Annotated in this window: 20 protein-coding genes and 1 pseudogene; 15 read left to right on the forward strand and 6 right to left on the reverse strand. The window is 53.9% G+C overall.

The genetic code is table 11. From position 1 onward, the window contains the following. Positions 1-18 precede the first annotated feature (18 nt). From lnt to HU143_RS15815, 7 genes and pseudogenes are all read left to right on the forward strand, one after another. Positions 19-1,557, forward strand: a complete 1,539-nt coding sequence (lnt, locus tag HU143_RS15785; RefSeq protein WP_001623116.1) for an apolipoprotein N-acyltransferase — start codon at positions 19-21, stop codon at positions 1,555-1,557. 354 nt (positions 1,558-1,911) lie between these two features. Then, the gene (locus HU143_RS15790) at positions 1,912-2,820 is read left to right on the forward strand and encodes an amino acid ABC transporter substrate-binding protein (RefSeq protein ID WP_001518176.1); all 909 of its coding nucleotides are present in this window, start codon (positions 1,912-1,914) and stop codon (positions 2,818-2,820) included. Positions 2,821-2,979: 159 nt separating this feature from the next. Next, positions 2,980-3,720, forward strand: a complete 741-nt coding sequence (gene gltJ, locus HU143_RS15795; RefSeq protein ID WP_000020930.1) for a glutamate/aspartate ABC transporter permease GltJ — start codon at positions 2,980-2,982, stop codon at positions 3,718-3,720. After that, complete coding sequence (gene gltK, locus HU143_RS15800) at positions 3,720-4,394, forward strand: glutamate/aspartate ABC transporter permease GltK (protein WP_000272799.1); 675 nt, start codon at positions 3,720-3,722, stop codon at positions 4,392-4,394. Before gltJ ends, gltK begins: the two co-directional genes overlap by 1 nt. Further along, on the forward strand, positions 4,394-5,119 hold the full coding sequence (gltL, locus tag HU143_RS15805; protein WP_023227401.1) for a glutamate/aspartate ABC transporter ATP-binding protein GltL: 726 nt from the start codon (positions 4,394-4,396) through the stop codon (positions 5,117-5,119). The genes gltK and gltL overlap by 1 nt, the downstream gene beginning before the upstream one ends. Positions 5,120-5,235: 116 nt before the next feature. After that, positions 5,236-6,171: a pyrimidine-specific ribonucleoside hydrolase RihA gene (rihA, locus tag HU143_RS15810; protein ID WP_023227400.1), complete on the forward strand. Its 936-nt coding sequence runs from the start codon at positions 5,236-5,238 to the stop codon at positions 6,169-6,171. A gap of 31 nt (positions 6,172-6,202) precedes the next feature. After that, a pseudogene (locus tag HU143_RS15815) lies at positions 6,203-6,565 on the forward strand (hypothetical protein); the annotation flags it as partial. A gap of 56 nt (positions 6,566-6,621) precedes the next feature. Here HU143_RS15815 and HU143_RS15820 read toward each other — a convergent pair. The 5 genes from HU143_RS15820 to HU143_RS15840 form a co-directional block, all read right to left on the reverse strand. After that, positions 6,622-7,095, reverse strand: coding sequence for a zinc ribbon-containing protein (locus HU143_RS15820; protein WP_001044884.1), 474 nt, complete (start codon positions 7,093-7,095; stop codon positions 6,622-6,624). 92 nt (positions 7,096-7,187) lie between these two features. Beyond that, a complete protein-coding gene (locus HU143_RS15825) occupies positions 7,188-9,116 on the reverse strand; it encodes a sigma-54 interaction domain-containing protein (RefSeq protein WP_023227398.1) in 1,929 nt (642 codons plus the stop codon). Positions 9,117-9,183: 67 nt separating this feature from the next. Beyond that, positions 9,184-10,137, reverse strand: a complete 954-nt coding sequence (locus tag HU143_RS15830) for a 2-keto-3-deoxygluconate permease (RefSeq protein WP_000694477.1) — start codon at positions 10,135-10,137, stop codon at positions 9,184-9,186. 49 nt (positions 10,138-10,186) lie between these two features. Beyond that, a complete protein-coding gene (locus HU143_RS15835; protein WP_077944223.1) occupies positions 10,187-11,359 on the reverse strand; it encodes a UxaA family hydrolase in 1,173 nt (390 codons plus the stop codon). Between the two features lie 16 nt (positions 11,360-11,375). Further along, a complete protein-coding gene (locus HU143_RS15840) occupies positions 11,376-11,717 on the reverse strand; it encodes a UxaA family hydrolase (protein ID WP_001574029.1) in 342 nt (113 codons plus the stop codon). 236 nt (positions 11,718-11,953) lie between these two features. On the opposite strand from HU143_RS15840, the gene leuS reads away from it, so the two are divergent. From leuS to nadD, 4 genes are read left to right on the forward strand one after another with little or no spacing between them, the layout of a single operon-like run. Then, complete coding sequence (leuS, locus tag HU143_RS15845) at positions 11,954-14,536, forward strand: leucine--tRNA ligase (protein WP_001157916.1); 2,583 nt, start codon at positions 11,954-11,956, stop codon at positions 14,534-14,536. Between the two features lie 14 nt (positions 14,537-14,550). Then, a complete protein-coding gene (lptE, locus tag HU143_RS15850) occupies positions 14,551-15,141 on the forward strand; it encodes an LPS assembly lipoprotein LptE (RefSeq protein ID WP_001269950.1) in 591 nt (196 codons plus the stop codon). Then, on the forward strand, positions 15,141-16,172 hold the full coding sequence (gene holA / locus HU143_RS15855) for a DNA polymerase III subunit delta (protein ID WP_000620491.1): 1,032 nt from the start codon (positions 15,141-15,143) through the stop codon (positions 16,170-16,172). The genes lptE and holA overlap by 1 nt, the downstream gene beginning before the upstream one ends. A gap of 1 nt (position 16,173) precedes the next feature. Continuing rightward, on the forward strand, positions 16,174-16,815 hold the full coding sequence (gene nadD, locus HU143_RS15860) for a nicotinate-nucleotide adenylyltransferase (RefSeq protein WP_001518902.1): 642 nt from the start codon (positions 16,174-16,176) through the stop codon (positions 16,813-16,815). Here the strand turns inward: nadD and cobD are convergent. Further along, positions 16,790-17,884 carry a threonine-phosphate decarboxylase CobD gene (gene cobD, locus HU143_RS15865; RefSeq protein ID WP_023227397.1) on the reverse strand — a complete coding sequence of 365 codons (1,095 nt, stop codon included), beginning with the start codon at positions 17,882-17,884 and terminating at the stop codon, positions 16,790-16,792. The genes nadD and cobD overlap by 26 nt on opposite strands. 96 nt (positions 17,885-17,980) lie before the next feature. Between cobD and HU143_RS15870 the strand changes: the two genes are divergently transcribed. From HU143_RS15870 to mrdA, 4 genes are all read left to right on the forward strand, one after another. Continuing rightward, complete coding sequence (locus HU143_RS15870; RefSeq protein ID WP_001241926.1) at positions 17,981-18,589, forward strand: adenosylcobalamin/alpha-ribazole phosphatase; 609 nt, start codon at positions 17,981-17,983, stop codon at positions 18,587-18,589. A gap of 328 nt (positions 18,590-18,917) precedes the next feature. After that, positions 18,918-19,235 (forward strand): ribosome silencing factor, encoded by a 318-nt coding sequence (gene rsfS, locus HU143_RS15875; protein ID WP_001161670.1) that lies wholly within the window; start codon positions 18,918-18,920, stop codon positions 19,233-19,235. A 3-nt stretch (positions 19,236-19,238) separates the two neighbouring features. Further along, the gene (gene rlmH, locus HU143_RS15880) at positions 19,239-19,706 is read left to right on the forward strand and encodes a 23S rRNA (pseudouridine(1915)-N(3))-methyltransferase RlmH (protein WP_000776107.1); all 468 of its coding nucleotides are present in this window, start codon (positions 19,239-19,241) and stop codon (positions 19,704-19,706) included. 30 nt (positions 19,707-19,736) lie between these two features. Next, positions 19,737-21,638, forward strand: a complete 1,902-nt coding sequence (mrdA, locus tag HU143_RS15885; protein WP_000828700.1) for a peptidoglycan DD-transpeptidase MrdA — start codon at positions 19,737-19,739, stop codon at positions 21,636-21,638. Positions 21,639-21,640 lie beyond the last annotated feature (2 nt).

Here is a 21,640-nt window from a genome sequence, read left to right on the forward strand (position 1 = left end):
AGCAATAGTGGACTAAAAATGGCATTTGCCTCGTTAATTGAACGCCAGCGTATTCGCCTGCTGCTGGCGTTATTATTCGGCGCCTGCGGAACACTGGCTTTCTCTCCGTATGACGTCTGGCCCGCAGCGATAGTGTCGCTTATCGGGCTGCAGGCCTTAACGTTTAATCGCCGCCCGCTCCAGTCTGCCGCCATCGGCTATTGCTGGGGACTCGGACTTTTCGGTAGCGGGATTAACTGGGTTTATGTCAGTATCGCGCAGTTTGGCGGCATGCCGGGCCCGGTTAACGTTTTTCTGGTGGTGCTGCTTGCAGCTTATCTCTCGCTGTATACCGGACTGTTTGCCGGGATTTTGTCGCGCCTGTGGCCAAAAACCAACTGGCTGCGCGTCGCTATCGCCGCGCCTGCAATATGGCAAATCACCGAATTTTTACGCGGCTGGGTGCTGACCGGCTTCCCCTGGCTGCAATTTGGCTATAGTCAGGTCGATGGCCCGCTAAAAGGCCTGGCGCCGGTAATGGGCGTCGAAGCGATCAACTTCCTGCTGATGATGGTCAGCGGCCTGTTAGCGCTGGCACTGGCGACGCGGAACTGGCGTCCGCTGGCTGTCGCCGTGATTCTGTTTGCTTTGCCCTTTCCGCTACGTTATATCCAGTGGTTTACGCTGGAACCTACCAAAGCGACCCAGGTATCGCTGGTGCAGGGCGATATTCCGCAGTCGCTGAAGTGGGACGAAAACCAGCTACTGAATACGCTAAAAATTTATCTCAACGAAACTCGCCCAGAGTTAGGCAAATCACAGATTATTATCTGGCCTGAGTCGGCGATTCCGGATCTCGAAATCAATCAGCAGCCTTTCCTTCGTTCGCTGGACGAGATGTTACGCGAAAAAAATAGCACGCTGATCACCGGTATTGTCGATGCGCGTCTCAATAAACAGAATCGATACGACACCTACAATACGATTATTACGTTGGGCAAGGATAATCCATACAGTTATGACTCGCCCAATCGCTACAATAAAAATCACCTTGTGCCCTTTGGCGAGTTCGTTCCGCTGGAGTCTATCCTGCGTCCGCTGGCGCCGTTCTTCGATCTGCCCATGTCCTCCTTTAGCCGCGGCCCTTATATCCAGCCGCAGTTACATGCGCACGACTATAAGCTGACGGCGGCAATCTGTTATGAAATTATTCTTGGCGAGCAGGTGCGAGATAACTTCCGCCCGGACACCGACTACCTGCTGACGATTTCTAACGACGCCTGGTTTGGTAAGTCCATTGGCCCGTGGCAACATTTCCAGATGGCGCGGATGCGTTCGCTGGAGCTGGCGCGTCCGTTACTGCGCAGTACTAATAACGGTATTACGGCGGTGATTGGCCCGCAGGGCGAAATTCAGGCGATGATCCCGCAGTTCACACGCCAGGTACTGACCACCAATGTCACGCCAACCACGGGTTTAACTCCCTATGCCCGTACCGGCAACTGGCCGCTATGGGTACTGACCGCGCTGTTTGCTTTTGGCGCGGTAGTGATGAGTCTGCGACAACGACGGAAATAATCTCTCCCCAGGCCGGATAGCGCTTCATTTATCCGGCCTGAAAATCCTCCTTTTTCCCTCATTCTGGCACGTCTATTGCTTTGTTAAACATGGCAAACCTGTTCTGGCTGCTTGTGCAACCTGGTCGCACCAAAATCGATCATCGGTAGCACCTGAACGGTGCAATGTAGGATTTTTGCCTCTGAACGGTGCGGCGCACTTCGCAAAAATAAACAATATCGCAGCAAAATATTTACAACAAGCCACACTAAATGTTAACAAACACACATAACACTGCACGCGCAAGTTGCAGGCAATAACAACATCACAATAGCTATCAATGCGTCGACGGCGCAGATGATAAAGGAGTTGGATATGCAATTACGTAAGCTAACCACAGCAATGCTGGTCATGGGACTGTCTGCGGGCCTTGCGCACGCAGAAGATGGCGCGCCTGCCGCTGGTAGCACCCTGGACAAGATCGCTAAAAATGGCGTGATCGTCGTCGGGCATCGCGAATCTTCTGTGCCCTTTTCTTATTACGACAACCAGCAGAAAGTGGTCGGCTATTCCCAGGACTACTCCAACGCCATTGTGGAAGCGGTAAAAAAGAAACTTAACAAGCCCGATCTGCAGGTGAAGCTGATCCCGATCACCTCGCAAAACCGTATTCCGCTGTTGCAAAACGGAACCTTCGATTTTGAATGTGGTTCAACGACTAACAACCTTGAGCGCCAGAAACAGGCCGCCTTCTCCGATACGATTTTCGTCGTCGGGACGCGACTGCTGACTAAAAAAGGCGGCGATATTAAAGATTTCCCGGATCTGAAAGGCAAAGCGGTCGTCGTCACCTCCGGGACGACCTCTGAAATTCTGCTGCATAAGCTTAACGAAGAGCAAAAGATGGGGATGCGTATTATTAGCGCGAAAGACCACGGTGACTCGTTCCGCACCCTGGAAAGCGGTCGCGCCGTCGCCTTTATGATGGATGACGCGCTGCTGGCCGGCGAGCGCGCCAAAGCCAAGAAACCGGATAACTGGGAGATTGTCGGTAAACCGCAGTCCCAGGAAGCCTACGGCTGTATGCTGCGTAAAAACGACCCTGAGTTTAAAAAGCTGATGGACGATACCATCGCCCAGGCGCAAACCTCCGGCGAAGCGGAAAAGTGGTTTGATAAGTGGTTTAAAAATCCGATCCCACCGAAAAACCTGAACATGAATTTCGAGTTGTCTGACGAGATGAAAGCCCTGTTCAAAGCACCGAATGATAAAGCGCTTAACTAACTAAAACTAAATGGGACGGGACTCCTGTCCTCTCGATTGTCGCTCAGCACGGACAGACTATAAGCCTGATGGTCGTTCCCCATCGGGCCTGAAACCGCAGATCGCCGGGCAACAATCTTCGAGGGTAGCGCTGCTACCCTTTTTTTTCGGAGTAGATGTATGTCAATAGACTGGAACTGGGGTATTTTTTTACAGGAAGCCCCCTTCGGCAATACCACCTATCTCGGCTGGCTATGGAGTGGTTTTCAGGTCACCGTAGCCCTTTCGATTACCGCCTGGATTATCGCTTTCCTGGTAGGATCTATTTTCGGCATTTTACGTACCGTTCCCAACCGTTTCCTCTCCGGACTGGGCACATTGTACGTAGAACTGTTCCGCAACGTGCCGCTGATCGTGCAATTCTTCACCTGGTACCTGGTGGTGCCTGAACTGTTGCCGGAAGATCTTGGCATGTGGTTTAAGGCGGAACTCGATCCCAATATTCAGTTTTTCCTCTCCTCAATGATCTGTCTGGGACTGTTTACCGCCGCCCGCGTTTGCGAACAGGTGCGCGCCGCGATTCAGTCTCTGCCTCGCGGGCAGAAGAACGCGGCGTTGGCGATGGGGCTAACGCTGCCGCAGGCTTATCGCTATGTCCTGCTGCCGAATGCCTATCGCGTTATCGTGCCGCCAATGACGTCAGAGATGATGAACCTGGTGAAAAACTCGGCTATTGCCTCAACCATCGGCCTGGTGGATATGGCGGCGCAGGCAGGCAAACTGTTGGATTACTCGGCGCACGCCTGGGAATCCTTCACCGCCATTACGCTGGCCTATGTGCTGATTAACGCCGTTATCATGCTGGTCATGAGCCTGGTTGAACGCAAAGTCCGCCTGCCGGGCAACGTGGGGAGCAAATAATGTACGAATTTGACTGGAGTTCGATTATCCCCTCACTGCCTTACCTGCTGGCCGGGTTGGTCATCACGCTGAAGATCACCGTCACCGCCGTTGTCGTGGGGATAGTCTGGGGAACCATTCTGGCCGTCATGCGCCTCTCAAGCTTTGCCCCTATCGCCTGGTTTGCTAAAGCGTATGTTAACGTTTTCCGTTCCATCCCGTTGGTGATGGTGCTGCTGTGGTTCTATCTGATTGTACCCGGCTTTCTGCAAAACGTGCTGGGACTATCGCCGAAAACCGATATCCGCCTGATCTCCGCGATGGTGGCATTCTCCATGTTTGAAGCGGCCTACTATTCCGAGATTATTCGCGCCGGTATTCAAAGTATTTCCCGCGGGCAGTCCAGCGCCGCGCTGGCGTTGGGGATGACCCACTGGCAGTCGATGAAGCTCATTATTCTGCCGCAGGCGTTTCGGGCGATGGTGCCGCTGTTGCTTACGCAGGGCATCGTGCTATTTCAGGACACCTCTTTAGTTTATGTACTCAGCCTGGCGGACTTCTTCCGCACCGCGTCGACTATCGGCGAGCGTGACGGTACTCAGGTCGAAATGATTCTGTTCGCCGGCGCCGTTTATTTTGTTATCAGCCTGAGCGCGTCGTTGCTGGTCAGCTATTTGAAGAAAAGGACAGTTTAATGATTACCCTGAAAAATGTTTCAAAATGGTATGGTCACTTTCAGGTGCTGACCGATTGTTCAACAGAAGTGAAAAAAGGTGAAGTGGTGGTAGTCTGCGGGCCATCGGGTTCCGGTAAATCCACGCTGATTAAGACCGTCAACGGTCTGGAACCGGTGCAAAAAGGCGAAATTACCGTTAACGGCATTATTGTGAACGACAAAAAAACCGATCTGGCGAAACTGCGTTCCCGCGTGGGCATGGTATTCCAGCACTTCGAGCTGTTTCCCCACCTGTCGATCATCGAAAACCTGACGCTGGCGCAGGTGAAAGTGCTGAAACGCGATAAGGCCGCCGCCCGCGATAAAGGCCAGAAGCTGCTGGAGCGCGTTGGCCTGTCTGCGCATGCCAACAAGTTCCCGGCGCAGCTTTCCGGCGGTCAGCAGCAGCGTGTCGCCATCGCCCGTGCGCTGTGCATGGACCCCATTGCCATGTTATTCGATGAACCGACTTCCGCGCTCGATCCGGAAATGATCAACGAGGTACTGGACGTGATGGTCGAGCTGGCGAACGAAGGGATGACCATGATGGTGGTGACGCACGAAATGGGCTTTGCCCGTAAAGTGGCTAACCGGGTGATCTTTATGGATGAAGGTAAAATCGTCGAAGATTCGCCAAAAGAAGAGTTCTTCGCTAACCCCAGTTCCGATCGCGCAAAAGACTTCCTTGCGAAAATCCTGCACTAATCTTCCCAGCGCGCACGTCAGAGTGCGCGCTATCTCACGCTTTACTTCTTCGCTTCTCGAAACGTATCCAGCCGGGCGTTAACCTTGTCACAAAGTACCGCTTACAAGGAGCCACAATGGCACTGCCCATTATTATTGATTGCGATCCGGGTCATGATGACGCGATCGCCCTCGTTCTCGCCCTCGCCTCCCCTGAACTGGAAGTGAAAGCGATCACCTCTTCCGCCGGCAACCAGACGCCGGATAAGACGCTGCGCAACGTGCTGCGGATGCTGACACTGCTCAAACGCCCGGATATTCCGGTGGCGGGCGGCGCGGTGAAACCGCTCATGCGCGAACTGATTATCGCCGATAACGTTCACGGCGAAAGCGGCCTCGACGGCCCGGCGCTGCCCGAGCCGTCATTCGCCCCGCAAAGCGGCACTGCCGTTGAGCTGATGGCAAAAACACTGCGTGAAAGTTCACAGCCAGTCACCATCGTCTCCACTGGCCCACAGACCAACGTGGCGCTGCTGCTGAATAGCCATCCGGAACTGCATACGAAAATCGCCCGCATTGTGATCATGGGCGGCGCGATGGCGCTGGGTAACTGGACGCCCGCTGCGGAATTTAATATTTACGTCGATCCGGAAGCGGCAGAAATTGTCTTCCAGTCAGGCATTCCGGTGGTGATGGCCGGGCTGGACGTCACTCATAAGGCACAGATTCACGCCGCCGATATCGAATGCTTTCGCGCCATCGGTAACCCGATTTCCACCATCGTCGCCGAACTGCTGGACTTCTTTATGGAGTACCACAAAGACGAAAAATGGGGATTTGTCGGCGCGCCGCTGCACGACCCGTGCACCATCGCCTGGCTGCTGAAACCCGAGATTTTCACCACCGTTGAGCGTTGGGTTGGCGTGGAAACCCAGGGGAAATACACCCAGGGGATGACGGTGGTGGATTATTATTTCCTGACGGGGAATAAGCCGAATGCGACGGTGATGGTCGATGTAGACCGCCAGGGATTTGTCGATTTGCTGGCGGAACGGCTGCAATACTACGCATAAAGCGCAAAGTAGAATCCAGGGATGAATAGCGATGTTTTGGCGTAACAATAGACCTGAAATCAGCCTGCTACAGCACGACGTAGCCCATATTACGTTTTCAGTACGTAACGGAAAAGCATTGCTTCGTCCCTGCGTTATCCACGCTCCCGACTCTTACGCCGGTATTCATACGCTCTCCTGGCATGGCTCGCCGCTGATTCGTTTTTACACTGAAGCCTGGTGCCCAACTTGTGCAGAATTTGTTTATGCCGGTTTTAGCAATGATGATGAAGGCGCCGCGCAGTTTTTATCCTCACTTGCCGAGTGGAATCAGCCAGGAGTCGGGTTGAACGAAGCATTTACCGCCCTGACGCCGCTGTTTTCACTCTTTGCCGATGGCTATTACCGGCTGGAAGCCCAACTACACGCTTAACATGGCGGACGGCAACCGTCCGCTCACGATAATGAACCTTACGGCTCAAACGGCCTGCGCTGGAACTGATCGTGGCCACACTTCGGGCAGAGCGGCAACACATCCGGCGTGTAAACCGCCAGATGATAGTGGCATTTCTCGCACACCAGATTCCCCAATCCCACCACTTCGCCACTATGATACACGCCGTGGTGATTCAAATCCTGGAATACCTCGCGCCATTCCAGCTGGGTTTTGTCGGTAATGTCCGCCAGTTCCTGCCAGAGACTCTCTTTAATCACCCGTAAGAAGACGCTATCGTCCTGGCTCTCTTCGTAGCTCATGGCGAACTCTTCCAGATCGCGTCTGACAGCGCGCGTCAGTTCGTCCACCTCGGTTCGCGTTAACTCCCCTGTTTGCATCACGCGCTGGCGCGCCTGCTCCACCAGCGCATCAATGTCGCGCTCGCCATTGCGTAAACGCTCGCTTAATGAGGCCACCAGTTCACGGTAATATTGAGCAACCTTGTTCATCACTTCACCTCTTGGATCGTTAACTGCCTATAATAATAGACGTTATTTGCGTTACGCTTTGCAAGGCTGCCCACAGAGTCTGTAAATTCTTGTCAGGCCGACTCACGTATCCAGCGCGTCAGCGAGGTACGATCGACATTTAACCGTTTCGCCACTAACGATTTATTATCCCTTTCCGCCTCTAATAATTTTCTCAAAATACGCAGGCGAATCGTTTTATAATCGCCAGCCAACATCTGGCAGTCGTGGCAGGTACTTGGCTCGCGTCGGCTCCCCTCTTCCAGATCGTCCAGCAAGAGGCGTCCCTCATCCAGCGTTGCCGGGGAGTGATCAATAGAGAGCACCAGCCGTTCGATAATATTGCTTAACTGCCTGACGTTTCCGGGCCAGGCGAAGCGCTGAAGCTCTTGCCACAGCGCCGGGGTTAACGTTAGTGCCGGGCGTTTATAATGCTGGCTGAAACTAGTAAGCAGCGACAGGCCGATGGCTTTGATATCCTCCGGACGTTTGCGTAGCGGGATGGTGGTCACTTTTAATACGTTAAGCCGATAGTAAAGATCTTCGCGAAATGCCCCATCCGCAATGAGCTTCGTTAACGTCTGATTGGTCGCCGCAATCACGCGAATATCAACAGGTATCATCTGGTCTGAGCCCAGCCGCATAATCTGCCGCTCCTGCAATACCCGTAATAAGCGCGTCTGTAGCGGTTTATCCAGCTCGCTAATCTCATCCAGAAAAATGGTACCGTGGTGCGCTAATTCAAACAGGCCTATTTTGCCTTTCGGCGACGCGCCGGTAAATGCGCCGGCGACATAGCCAAAGAGTTCGCTCTCCAGAATCTGAGGGGCCATCGCGCCGCAGTTAATGGCGACAAACGGGCCGTTGACGCGTTGGCTGGCATTATGAATACTTTGCGCCAGCACCTCTTTTCCCGTCCCGCTTTCGCCATTAATTAAGATAGTCGCGTCCGTATCGGCATAATTTTTAATGATCGCCAGACGACGCAGCATTTCCGGGTTTTCGGTAAGCAGATCGTCGAAATGATAGCGGGCGCTCAAGCCACGGCGAGACAGCTCCTGGCGGCGAACATGATGTTCCGCCCCCTGTAAACTGGAGACGGTTTGCATCGTCAACACTACCCGGCTTAACTGTCTGGCCGCAAATACCGGATACAGATTAACCACCATCGCGCCTTGCGGCGTATCGACGACTTTCGCGCTGACGGTTTTTCCCTCACGTAATGTATGCCGCTCCTGGAGCAATACCTGTTTCAGAAAAGACGCGTCATAAATCTCACCGGAGGCGTTAATTTTAAAAAGTTGGCTCGCATATTTATTGTAATGCAGTAACGCGCCGGTATCATCAAGCGTGATAACAGCTTTATCAAACTGATCGAGAATCAGCTGCAGATGATGACGCTCGAGTAATTGGCTGCGAAAAGCCAGATATAATGAGCGGGCTTCTTCCAGAGCTTCGGTTATTGATGCGGGGCTGGAATCAAGTAAACGGAATTGCGAGCCCAGCGGTGAAAAATAATCCTGACAAACGGTATCGCCAACAATGCAATCTAATGGCGTGGACGCTAATTGCCGCTTCAGGCAAGAAATCGTTTCTTTATCATTTCCCTGTAAGGTAAAAATTTTATAGTTAATATTTAACTGTTCCGCTACGCGCGCGCATCCTTTGATCACACTGGAAAAGCCGACAATACCGACAGTGCCTTTTTGTCCTTTAAAAGGGATAAGCGCATCAAGAATGTCGTAGCCGGACATTTTAATTTCGACTACCGGTAATTTACTGTGCTTTTTTAATATTTCCGCACAGCCGCCACGACTAATCAGTACCTGGTGCCCACGGGACTCTAATAAAGGTAGCTCATCCAGGATACGATTAAGCGTCGTTTGATGAATAGTGACGGCGTAATCCAACTGCGCGACCAGCGCCTCGGCAGCCTTTGCCAGTTGCGGGTAAGGAGAGACAAAACAGAGAGGAGATGCGGCTATATCTTTCGTCTTATTCATCACTCACCATCCTGTTGGTTTATAAACGGGCGAGACCGCCCGTCGTGATTTATTTTCCGCCGAAACGCTAACCGCCTGCGGCGGCTGGGTTCAGTTTACGATCGTAACGTTTTTTTATCCATACGGTCAGGAAGGGGGCGCACAGAGCGGTAATAATCGTCGAGGCCGCCACCTGCGCCGCCGCCGTCGACGCCAGGTCGGTAAAATGCGGATCGAGCAGCGCGATTGCCGCTGGCGTCGCGACGGCGTTGCCAGAGGTGGTGGATACCGCCGCGCCTGCCACGCCGCTGCCTCCCGTCAGACGATCGGCGAAAATATTAAAAAATCCGCCAATCGCCACCGTCATGAGTCCCAGTAAAATGCCTGAAGAGCCTGCCGTGATAAGTCGTGCGAAATCAATACCGTATCCTAACCCAAAGGCAAAAAAGGGAATCGTTACCACGCTGCCCTGTTTAAGAAACTTGCGCATGTCCTCATCCAGATTGCCCAAAATCATGCCAATGATAATGGGAATAATAACCGCCACCAGATTCATAAAGGGTATCGACACCATGCCTGCCGACCCTAACGCCAGCATGGTGAAAAAGGGACCATCGTTCAACGATATTACCGCAATCGCGCCGCCGTCGGTTTCATCGCCGTACTCCCCCACCAACGCGGCATATAACCCACTGTTCGAGTTGGTCATCGCCGAAATAATCGCTAAAGCCGACAGACCTAATAACCCATCCGGGCCGCAAAATTTCCCGACCAGAATGCCAATAATCACGCCGCTGGCAAATTTCGCAAAGGTGATCGCAGCGCCTTTTTTCAACGCTTTCGGCGCGGCTTTAAACTGGATATCCGCGCCCATACAGACTAAAAACATGCCTAAAATCGCCATTGCGCCATGCGAAATAGAAGTGACAAAACCGCCTATTTCCAGCGCCTCCGGCGCAAAGGTTTTAAACAATGCGCCGATGATCAGCGGTACAACCATCATACCACCAGGAAAACGTTCCAGTGTTTTTTTAATTTTCATAGCTTATTCCCAGGAGATAACCGGACAGCTTGTGCTGCCCGATTTGGTATCAGAACGTCGGCGCGATCTTATAAATAGAGAATTCGTTATGACCTAAATCTTCTGATTTAGTCGTTTTCCCATTCGCGACGCGTAAAATTTCCTGATAAATTTCCTCGCCCATTTGCGTAATAGAAGCCTCGCCAGACATAATGACGGACACATCAATATCAATATTGTCCTGCATCATTTCCCACGTTGCTTTATTACCCGTAATTTTTATTACCGGCGCTATTGGGTTACCGGCAGGCGTTCCGCGACCGGTAGTAAAAATAACGATCTGCGCTCCACCCGCCACCATGCCGGAAATAGATTCAATATCCTGCCCCGGGGTATCCATAATCCACAGGCCAGGATGCGTTGGGCTATCGGCATATTCCAGTACGCCCTGTAGCGGCGCATGACCTGCTTTATGCATACAGCCTAACGATTTTTCTTCAATGGTAGTCAGCCCGCCTTTAATATTGCCCGGCGTCGGCTGTCCCCCGCGAATATCCTCGCCCAGCGCTTTTGCTCGCGCCTCGCAGCCGACCACTAAATCAATGAGCTGTTGACCAACCTCCGGCGTCACCGCGCGTTTCGCCATCACATGCTCGGCGCCAATAAATTCCGTCGTTTCAGAAAGAATTGAGCTTCCGCCGCAGCGTATCAGCTTATCCGAGGCGACCCCGCAGGAAGGGTTAGACGCCAGCCCCGATGTCGTATCTGACCCGCCGCACTCCATCGCCAGCAGCAGCTCGCTAACCGGTGCTTGCTGCGGTTTTTGCATGGAGAGTTGTTGCGCATAGTCGCGGGCCAGCGAAATCCCCCTGGCCTGACATTTAAGCGTGCCGCCCTCTTCCTGAATGGTAATGCAGGAGGTCGGTTTGCCAAATGCGGTAATCTCCTCTGCGATGCGTAGCGGCTCCGCGCCTTCACAGCCTAAGCCCACAACCACAATAGCGCCGACGTTGGGATTATTCGCCACATTAATCAATGTCTTTTCCGTCAGACGCGCATCGCCTGCTACCTGGCAGCAGCCAAAATCGTTATTCACCCATGTCGCGCCTTTTACCTGCCGGGCAATATCCCGGGCGACTTTATTCGCACAAACGCTGGTAGGTAAAATCAGTACATAATTACGGATGCCAAAACGGCCGTCAGGGCGGCGGAACCCCAAAAAAGTCTCATTGCTCATAATCATTTTCCCTTGTTTTATATTATTTCCAGTCACCACGTCCGCGTTCACTTTCCACATTGTGGACGTGCACATAGTCGCCACTTTTTATTTCCTGAGTGGCGCGGCCAATGGATTCGCCATATTTATAAACTTCGCCATGAAAAGGCACATCGCAGATGGCGAATTTGTGGCCAAATGGCACATCCTGATGTAACACAACGCTTATCTCGCGTTCGCCAATGAACATTGTGGCGGTTTCGCCGGCCTTGAGCGCCGTAATAGCCGTCGCGACGCAATCCTGAGGGTGAATCACCACTGCATTTTTTTTCACGATTAACTCCTTTGCTTTAGTCCTGTCTTCCCTAATCAAAAGGCGTGCCATTTTTTAACTGCATGGTTTATATGACTTTATTTTTACAGGCCGATCTGGCGATGACAGGAACTGCGGTAATTTGCCTCAGTCGTGTCGCATTTTGCGTCACCTCCTCATGAACGCCTGACACGACAAATGTTCTACCCCCTGTTTTGACGTGCGTGTTTGGGCTATGCTATGCGGATCTAAACACCACCTCTAAAGCTACATTTGTAGCTGTATCGAAAACAGGACTACTGGCTGCCATGCAAGAGCAATACCGCCCGGAAGAGATAGAATCCAAAGTACAGCTTCACTGGGATGAGAAGCGCACATTTGAAGTGACCGAAGACGAGAGCAAAGAGAAGTATTACTGCCTGTCGATGCTTCCCTATCCTTCTGGCCGACTACACATGGGCCACGTACGTAACTACACCATCGGCGACGTGGTTGCCCGCTACCAGCGTATGCTGGGCAAAAACGTGCTGCAGCCAATCGGCTGGGACGCCTTCGGCCTGCCGGCGGAAGGCGCGGCGGTGAAGAACAACACCGCGCCGGCGCCGTGGACGTACGACAACATCGCGTACATGAAAAACCAGCTCAAAACGCTGGGTTTTGGCTATGACTGGAGCCGTGAAATCGCGACCTGCACCCCGGAATACTACCGTTGGGAACAGAAGTTCTTCACCGAGCTGTATAAAAAAGGCCTGGTGTACAAGAAGACTTCTGCCGTTAACTGGTGCCCGAACGATCAGACCGTTCTCGCCAACGAACAGGTGATCGACGGCTGCTGCTGGCGCTGCGACACCAAAGTTGAGCGTAAAGAGATCCCACAGTGGTTTATCAAAATCACCGCTTACGCAGACGAACTGTTGCGCGATCTGGATAAGCTGGACCACTGGCCTGATACCGTGAAAACGATGCAGCGCAACTGGATTGGCCGCTCTGAAGGCGTGGAAATCACCTTCGATGTGAAGGGTTACGATAACACGCTGACCGTCTATACCACCCGTCCGGATACCTTTATGGGCGCCACTTACCTGGCGGTGGCCGCCGGTCATCCGCTGGCGCAAAAAGCGGCGGCGAACAACGCCGAGCTGGCGGCGTTCATCGACGAATGCCGTAACACCAAAGTGGCCGAAGCCGAAATGGCGACCATGGAGAAAAAAGGCGTCGACACCGGCTATAAAGCGATTCATCCGTTAACTGGCGAAGAGATCCCGGTCTGGGCGGCAAACTTTGTCCTGATGGAGTACGGCACTGGCGCGGTGATGGCCGTTCCGGGTCACGATCAGCGCGACTACGAATTTGCCTCCAAATACGGTTTGACCATCAAGCCGGTGATTCTGGCCGCCGACGGTTCCGAGCCGGATCTTTCCGAACAGGCGCTGACCGAAAAAGGCGTGCTGTTTAACTCCGGCGAGTTCGACGGTCTGGCCTTTGAAGCGGCGTTTAACGCCATTGCCGATAAACTGGCGGAAAAAGGCGTCGGCGAACGTAAAGTGAACTATCGTCTGCGTGACTGGGGCGTTTCCCGTCAGCGTTACTGGGGCGCGCCGATCCCGATGGTCACCCTGGAAGACGGCACCGTGCTGCCGACGCCGGAAGATCAACTGCCGGTTATTCTGCCGGAAGATGTCGTCATGGACGGCATCACCAGCCCGATTAAAGCCGATCCTGAGTGGGCGAAAACCACCGTTAACGGTATGCCGGCGCTGCGTGAAACCGACACCTTCGACACCTTTATGGAATCGTCATGGTACTACGCGCGTTACACCTGCCCGCAGTATCAGGAAGGAATGCTGGATTCGAAAGCGGCAAACTACTGGCTGCCGGTCGACATCTACATCGGCGGTATTGAACATGCCATCATGCACCTGCTCTACTTCCGCTTCTTCCATAAGCTGATGCGCGATGCGGGCATGGTCACCTCTGACGAGCCGGCTAAACAGTTGCTGTGCCAGGGCATGGTACTGGCGGATGCGTTCTATTATGTCGGCGAGAACGGCGAGCGTAACTGGGTTTCGCCAGTTGACGCTATCGTCGAGCGCGATGAAAAAGGCCGCATCGTCAAAGCAAAAGACGCAGCGGGTCATGAGCTGGTCTACACTGGCATGAGTAAAATGTCCAAGTCGAAAAATAACGGTATCGACCCGCAGGTAATGGTTGAACGTTATGGCGCGGATACGGTACGCCTGTTTATGATGTTCGCTTCTCCGGCGGATATGACTCTGGAATGGCAGGAGTCCGGCGTAGAAGGCGCAAACCGCTTTATTAAACGCGTCTGGAAGCTGGTTTACGAACACACCGCTAAAGGTCCTGTCGCGGCGCTGAACGTCGATGCGCTGAGCGAAGATCAAAAAGCGCTGCGTCGCGATGTGCATAAAACCATTGCCAAAGTGACCGATGATATCGGCCGCCGTCAGACGTTCAACACCGCCATTGCGGCGATCATGGAGTTGATGAACAAACTGGCGAAAGCCCCGCAGGAAGGCGAACAAGACCGCGCCCTGCTTCAGGAAGCGCTGCAGGCCGTCGTGCGTATGCTTAACCCGTTCACCCCGCACGTCTGCTTTACCTTGTGGCAGGAACTGGGCGGCGAAGGTGATATCGACAACGCGCCGTGGCCGGTTGCCGACGAGCAGGCAATGGTGGAAAACACCACGCTGGTTGTCGTGCAGGTTAACGGTAAAGTTCGCGGTAAGATCACCGTTGCGGTGGATGCCACCGAAGAACAGGTGCGTGAACGTGCAGGCCAGGAACATCTGGTGGCAAAATATCTTGATGGCGTTACCGTGCGTAAAGTGATTTACGTTCCGGGTAAACTCCTCAATCTGGTTGTTGGCTAAGCGCGGGAGGAAGCGTGCGATATCTGGTAACACTGTTGTTATCTCTGGCGGTGCTGGTCACCGCCGGATGCGGCTGGCATCTGCGTAGCACTACGCAGGTTCCGGCTTCAATGAAAACGATGATCCTCGATTCCGGCGATCCGAACGGTCCGCTAAGTCGTGCGGTACGTAATCAGTTACGGCTGAATAACGTAAACCTGCTTGATAAAGACACAACGCGCAAAGACGTTCCGTCTCTGCGGCTTGGAACGGTGACTATTTCGCAGGATACGGCGTCAGTGTTCCAGGATGGCCAGACGGCGGAATATCAGATGGTGATGACCGTCAATGCCTCGGTATTGATTCCGGGCCATGACATCTATCCTATCAGCACGAAAGTGTACCGTTCGTTCTTCGATAACCCGCAGATGGCGTTGGCGAAGGATAACGAGCAGGCCATGATCGTTCAGGAGATGTATGACAAAGCCGCTGAACAGCTGATTCGTAAGCTGACCAGCGTCCGCGCGGCGGATATTCAGGCGACGAAAGAGGAGGCTACCGCCGACAATGAGACGGCGGCGCCCGCCTCTACGCCAGCACGCGTCTCCACTACGCTGAGTAACTAATGATCAGGTTGTATCCTGAACAACTCCGCGCGCAGCTCAACGAAGGGCTGCGTGCGGCATATCTGCTATTGGGCAACGATCCGCTGCTGCTGCAGGAAAGTCAGGACGCTATTCGTCTGGCGGCTGCGTCGCAAGGCTTCGAAGAGCACCACGCTTTTACTCTCGATCCCAGTACCGACTGGGGATCGCTTTTCTCACTCTGCCAGGCGATGAGCCTGTTCGCCAGCCGTCAAACGCTGGTGCTGCAACTGCCGGAAAACGGGCCTAACGCGGCAATGAATGAGCAACTCGCCACCCTGAGCGAGCTGCTGCATGACGACCTGTTATTAATAGTACGCGGAAACAAGCTCACCAAAGCGCAGGAAAACGCCGCCTGGTATACCGCGCTGGCAGACCGTAGCGTTCAGGTCAGTTGTCAGACGCCGGAGCAGGCGCAGCTTCCCCGCTGGGTGGCCGCCAGAGCGAAAGCACAGAATTTGCAACTGGATGACGCCGCGAACCAACTGCTGTGCTATTGCTATGAGGGCAATCTGTTGGCGCTGGCGCAGGCGCTGGAACGGCTGTCGCTGCTTTGGCCTGACGGTAAGTTAACGCTTCCTCGCGTAGAGCAGGCCGTCAATGACGCCGCCCACTTTACCCCTTTCCACTGGGTGGATGCGTTACTGATGGGGAAAAGCAAACGCGCGCTGCATATTCTGCAACAGCTACGCCTTGAAGGCAGCGAACCGGTTATTCTGCTGCGCACCCTCCAGCGAGAGCTGCTGCTACTGGTAAATCTCAAACGTCAGTCCGCGCATACGCCGTTACGCGCGCTGTTTGATAAACACCGGGTCTGGCAAAACCGTCGCCCCATGATCGGCGACGCGTTGCAGCGTCTCCATCCTGCGCAGCTTCGCCAGGCCGTGCAGTTACTGACGCGTACAGAAATTACGCTCAAACAGGATTATGGTCAGTCGGTATGGGCAGATCTTGAAGGGCTGTCGCTCCTGCTCTGCCATAAGGCGCTGGCAGACGTATTTATTGATGGGTGATATGAAATCGTTACAGGCTTTATTCGGCGGCACCTTTGATCCGGTGCATTATGGACATCTTAAACCTGTTGAAACGCTGGCGAATCTGATCGGCTTATCGCGGGTGATTATTATGCCTAACAATGTGCCGCCGCATCGCCCCCAGCCGGAAGCCTCCAGCGCGCAGCGTAAATATATGCTGGAGCTGGCTATCGCCGATAAGCCGCTTTTTACGCTGGATGAACGCGAGCTACAGCGAAACGCGCCCTCTTACACTGCGCAAACGCTGAAAGCATGGCGCGAAGAACAGGGTCCCGAAGCGCCGCTGGCGTTTATTATCGGCCAGGACTCTCTGCTTAACTTCCCCACCTGGCATGATTACGACACCATCCTTGATAACACTCACCTGATCGTTTGTCGTCGTCCGGGCTATCCCCTTGAAATGACGCAGGCGCAACACCAGCAGTGGCTGGAACAGCATCTGACCCATACGCCGGACGATCTGCACCAGTTGCCAGCCGGTAAAATTTACCTGGCGGAAACGCCCTGGCTTAATATCTCCGCAACCCTCATCCGCGAACGGCTGGAAAAAGGCGAATCCTGCGACGATCTGTTGCCGGAAAACGTGCTGAACTACATCAATCAGCAGGGGCTATACCGGTAAGCACATTGCGCAGCGCCGCCAGCAGACGCTCGTTTTGCGCAGCGCTGCGTATCGCCACACGATAATAGCGGCTGTCCAGCCCCGGGTAGTTAGCGCAGCTACGGATTAAAATCCGCTGCGTCAGCAACCGTCGCTGCAGATCAATATCCTCTCGCTCACAGCGTAACAACAGATAGTTTGCCCGCCCGGGATAAACCGTCAGCAGGGGGAGCTGACAAAGCGCCTGATAAAACCGGGCGCCCTCCTCCCGTAACCAATGCCAGGTCGCCTGTTGCCAGGCACTATCCTGTAACGCTACCTCACCGGCCAGCGCCGCCAGCGCGTTAACCGACCACGGCATTTGTTGGCGACGCATCCGCGCCACCGCCGCGTCATCGCTATTGACGAGATATCCCAACCGCAGGCCGGGAATGGCATAAAATTTGGTCAGCGAACGCAGCACCCAGATATGCGGATTATCTTTAAGAGCAGGAATAAAGCCCGTCTCATGCGGAATAAAATCGATAAACGCCTCATCCAGGATCAGGTTAATGCTCAGCGATTTGCAGCGATCGGCAATGGCCTGTAATAACTGCCGCTCCGGCAGCAGGCCGGTTGGATTATTGGGCGTACACAGAAACAGGCAGTCCAGATCGGGCGTCAACGCCTCAAGAATGGCATCGGTAAGCTGCCAGCCATCCGCTTCGCGTAGAGACCAGCGACGAATTTCACAGCCAATTTGCGCCAGCGCCCGGCCATACTCCGCGAAACCTGGCGTGACAATCATTGCACGACGCGGTTTAAGACCGCTCGCCACGGTAAAGATTGACTCCGTCTCGCCATTTCCCGCCAGTATCCACGATGCCGGCACCTGGTGATGACGCGCCAGCGCCTGGTGCAAATGAAAATAATCGGCGTCCGGGTAGCGCTCAATGCAGTCCAGATTGTCGATAAGCGCGCGTTTCACGCTGACAGGCATACCCAGCGGATTAATGTTTGCGCTAAAATCCAGTAACTGGTCAGGCGAGATGCCCAACACCGTCGCGGCTTCCCGAATATTACCGCCATGCGCGCTGTTGAATAACGCCATTATGCCTCCGGCCAAAAAACGCTATTTTAGTGAAAAAAACGTTGCGCAATCAGGGGCATTATCATGTTTTGCGCATTTAACCTCATGAGGAATACCATGCGATTGTGGCTGGTGCGTCATGGCGAAACCGAGGCCAATGTCGCCGGGTTGTATAGCGGACATGCTCCCACGCCGTTAACGGAAAATGGGATTGGCCAGGCGAAAACGCTACATACTTTATTGCGCCACGCGCCATTTGACCGGGTGTTATGCAGCGAGCTGGAACGCGCGCGCCATACCGCCCGGCTCGTACTGGAGGGCCGGGATACGCCGCAACACATCTTACCTGAGCTTAATGAGATGTACTTCGGCGACTGGGAAATGCGCCATCACCGCGACCTCGCCCATGAAGATGCCGAAAGCTATGCCGCCTGGTGTACGGACTGGCAGAATGCGGTTCCGACCAATGGCGAGGGTTTTCAGGCTTTTACCCGGCGCGTAGAGCGCTTTATCTCGCGACTCGACGCGTTCAGCGATTGCCAGAACCTGCTGATCGTCAGCCATCAGGGCGTACTCAGCCTGTTGATTGCCCGTCTTCTCGCAATGCCCGCCGCCTCGCTATGGCATTTCCGGGTAGAACAGGGATGCTGGAGCGCAATCGACATATGCGAAGGGTTCGCCACCCTGAAAGTATTAAATAGTCGTGCCGTCTGGCGGCCTGAGTGATGAATTTTCCGTTTTTTCTCGCCGCAGCGGTTTCGCCCATTGACAGCCCCCGACAGGCTGTTATTCTCCGCAGCCAGGCTTTTTTCACCTTGCAGAGCTTTGCAGAAATTGTTTTACAAAAATGGCGATGCTTTCTGTGACGTGGGATGGGATGATAATCTGGTTTTAAACGCCGATCCGGCGACATAAGTCCCGGTATCGCCGCTGATTCAGGTATACTACATGGCGTCCCGCCGGAAGGTTAGCGTTAACTCGCAACGCCTTACCGGTCCAGCCTGTTGGCCTTTTTTCTATCGTTATAACGCAATTATTCACCCAGGGGGAAAACTTGCAGGGTAAAGCACTCCAGGATTTTGTTATCGACAAAATTGATGACCTGAAAGGTCAGGACATCATCGCCTTAGATGTTCAGGGTAAATCCAGTATCACCGACTGTATGATTATTTGTACCGGCACCTCCAGCCGTCACGTTATGTCTATTGCCGACCACGTGGTGCAGTCGTCGCGCGCGGCCGGTATGCTGCCATTGGGCGTCGAAGGCGAAAATGCGGCTGACTGGATTGTCGTCGATCTGGGCGATGTGATTGTGCATGTCATGCAGGAAGAAAGTCGCCGCCTGTATGAACTGGAAAAACTCTGGAGTTAATGCGTGAAGCTGCAACTTGTCGCTGTCGGCACGAAGATGCCCGACTGGGTTCAAACGGGATTTACGGAATATCTGCGTCGTTTTCCGAAAGATATGCCCTTTGAGCTGATCGAAATCCCTGCGGGCAAACGCGGCAAGAACGCGGATATCAAACGCATTCTCGACAAAGAGGGCGAGCAGATGCTGGCCGCCGCCGGTAAGAATCGCATTGTTACCCTGGATATTCCAGGCAAGCCGTGGGATACGCCGCAGTTAGCCAATGAGCTGGAGCGCTGGAAACAGGACGGGCGCGACGTCAGTTTGCTGATTGGCGGCCCGGAAGGATTATCTCCCGCCTGCAAAGCGGCAGCGGAACAGAGCTGGTCGCTCTCGGCGTTAACGCTCCCTCACCCGCTGGTTCGGGTTCTGGTTGCGGAGAGTTTGTACCGGGCGTGGAGCATCACAACCAACCACCCTTATCACCGTGAGTGATCGTGAAGTCTTGAGAAGATTAAGCAGCGGATGAAACGACAAAATTCTTTTCGTGACTATACGGCTGAGTCCGCACTGTTTGTGCGTCGGGCGCTGGTCGCCTTTTTGGGTATTTTGCTGCTGACCGGCGTACTGATCGCCAATTTGTATAATCTGCAAATCCTTCGTTTTACCGATTACCAGACCCGCTCGAACGAAAACCGTATCAAGCTGGTGCCAATTGCGCCAAGCCGCGGGATAATCTACGACCGTAACGGCATTCCCCTTGCGCTGAACCGCACTATCTATCAGATTGAAATGATGCCGGAAAAGGTGGATAACGTTCAGCAAACGCTGGATGCGCTACGCAGTGTGGTCGATTTAAACGACGACGATATCGCCGCCTTTAAAAAAGAGCGCGCCCGATCCCATCGCTTTACTTCTATTCCGGTGAAAACAAACCTGACGGAAGTTCAGGTCGCGCGCTTTGCTGTCAACCAGTACCGTTTTCCGGGCGTCGAAGTCAAAGGCTATAAACGCCGCTATTATCCATACGGATCGGCGCTGACCCACGTTATCGGCTACGTATCGAAAATCAATGATAAAGACGTCGAGCGTCTCGACAGAGAAAACAAACTGGCGAACTACGCCGCCACCCATGACATCGGCAAGCTGGGCATTGAGCGCTACTATGAAGATATTCTGCATGGGCAAACCGGTTATGAAGAGGTTGAAGTCAACAACCGCGGCCGCGTTATTCGCCAGCTTAAAGAGGTGCCGCCGCAGGCCGGACACGATATCTACCTGACGCTGGATCTCAAGCTCCAGCAGTATATTGAAACGCTGCTGGCAGGCAGTCGCGCGGCGGTGATTGTCACCGATCCGCGTACCGGCGGCGTGCTATCGCTGGTCTCCATGCCAAGTTACGACCCTAACCTTTTCGTGGACGGCATCTCCAGCAAAGATTACTCCGGGCTGCTTAACGACCCGAACACGCCATTAGTGAACCGCGCGACTCAGGGTGTCTACCCACCCGCTTCTACCGTTAAGCCTTACGTCGCCGTATCGGCGTTAAGCGCTGGCGTCATCACCCGTAACACCAGTCTTTTCGACCCTGGCTGGTGGCAGTTGCCAGGGTCTGAGAAACGCTACCGAGACTGGAAAAAATGGGGCCACGGGCATCTGAATATCACCAAATCCCTTGAAGAGTCGGCGGATACCTTCTTCTATCAGGTGGCCTATGATATGGGGATCGATCGCCTGTCAGAATGGATGGGTAAGTTCGGCTATGGTCACTATACCGGAATTGATCTCGCAGAAGAGCGCTCTGGTAATATGCCGACCCGCGAGTGGAAACAGAAACGCTTTAAAAAACCGTGGTATCAGGGCGATACGATTCCGGTGGGCATCGGCCAGGGCTACTGGACGGCAACGCCGATTCAGATGAGTAAGGCGCTGATGATCCTTATTAACGACGGTGTAGTTAAAGTCCCGCACCTGTTAATGAGCACCGCGGAAAACGGTAAACAGGTGCCGTGGGTACAGCCGCATGAGCCGCCGGTGGGCGATATTCACTCCGGCTACTGGGAAATTGCGAAAGATGGCATGTATGGCGTCGCCAACCGCCCTAACGGCACGGCGCATAAATATTTTGCCAGCGCGCCCTATAAAATCGCGGCGAAGTCGGGCACCGCGCAGGTCTTTGGCCTGAAGGCCAACGAAACGTACAATGCGCATAAAATCGCCGAGCGCCTGCGCGACCATAAATTAATGACCGCCTTTGCGCCGTATAACAATCCCCAGGTCGCCGTCGCGATCATCCTTGAAAACGGCGGCGCAGGCCCGGCAGTAGGCACGATCATGCGCCAAATCCTTGATCACATCATGCTGGGCGACAACAACACCCATTTGCCTGCGGAAAACCCGGTGGTTGCAGCGGCGGAGGACCAATAATC

Source organism: Salmonella sp. SJTUF14076, assembly GCF_015534835.1.
Classification (GTDB): Bacteria; Pseudomonadota; Gammaproteobacteria; order Enterobacterales; family Enterobacteriaceae; genus Salmonella; species Salmonella enterica.

Coding starts and splice junctions, on each gene's coding strand:
- lnt (WP_001623116.1), top strand. CDS start 19: ATGGCATTTGCCTCGTTAATTGAACGCCAGCGTATTCGCCTGCTGCTG.
- HU143_RS15790 (WP_001518176.1), top strand. CDS start 1,912: ATGCAATTACGTAAGCTAACCACAGCAATGCTGGTCATGGGACTGTCT.
- gltJ (WP_000020930.1), top strand. CDS start 2,980: ATGTCAATAGACTGGAACTGGGGTATTTTTTTACAGGAAGCCCCCTTC.
- gltK (WP_000272799.1), top strand. CDS start 3,720: ATGTACGAATTTGACTGGAGTTCGATTATCCCCTCACTGCCTTACCTG.
- gltL (WP_023227401.1), top strand. CDS start 4,394: ATGATTACCCTGAAAAATGTTTCAAAATGGTATGGTCACTTTCAGGTG.
- rihA (WP_023227400.1), top strand. CDS start 5,236: ATGGCACTGCCCATTATTATTGATTGCGATCCGGGTCATGATGACGCG.
- HU143_RS15820 (WP_001044884.1), bottom strand. CDS start 7,095: ATGAACAAGGTTGCTCAATATTACCGTGAACTGGTGGCCTCATTAAGC.
- HU143_RS15825 (WP_023227398.1), bottom strand. CDS start 9,116: ATGAATAAGACGAAAGATATAGCCGCATCTCCTCTCTGTTTTGTCTCT.
- HU143_RS15830 (WP_000694477.1), bottom strand. CDS start 10,137: ATGAAAATTAAAAAAACACTGGAACGTTTTCCTGGTGGTATGATGGTT.
- HU143_RS15835 (WP_077944223.1), bottom strand. CDS start 11,359: ATGATTATGAGCAATGAGACTTTTTTGGGGTTCCGCCGCCCTGACGGC.
- HU143_RS15840 (WP_001574029.1), bottom strand. CDS start 11,717: ATGGCACGCCTTTTGATTAGGGAAGACAGGACTAAAGCAAAGGAGTTA.
- leuS (WP_001157916.1), top strand. CDS start 11,954: ATGCAAGAGCAATACCGCCCGGAAGAGATAGAATCCAAAGTACAGCTT.
- holA (WP_000620491.1), top strand. CDS start 15,141: ATGATCAGGTTGTATCCTGAACAACTCCGCGCGCAGCTCAACGAAGGG.
- nadD (WP_001518902.1), top strand. CDS start 16,174: ATGAAATCGTTACAGGCTTTATTCGGCGGCACCTTTGATCCGGTGCAT.
- cobD (WP_023227397.1), bottom strand. CDS start 17,884: ATGGCGTTATTCAACAGCGCGCATGGCGGTAATATTCGGGAAGCCGCG.
- HU143_RS15870 (WP_001241926.1), top strand. CDS start 17,981: ATGCGATTGTGGCTGGTGCGTCATGGCGAAACCGAGGCCAATGTCGCC.
- mrdA (WP_000828700.1), top strand. CDS start 19,737: ATGAAACGACAAAATTCTTTTCGTGACTATACGGCTGAGTCCGCACTG.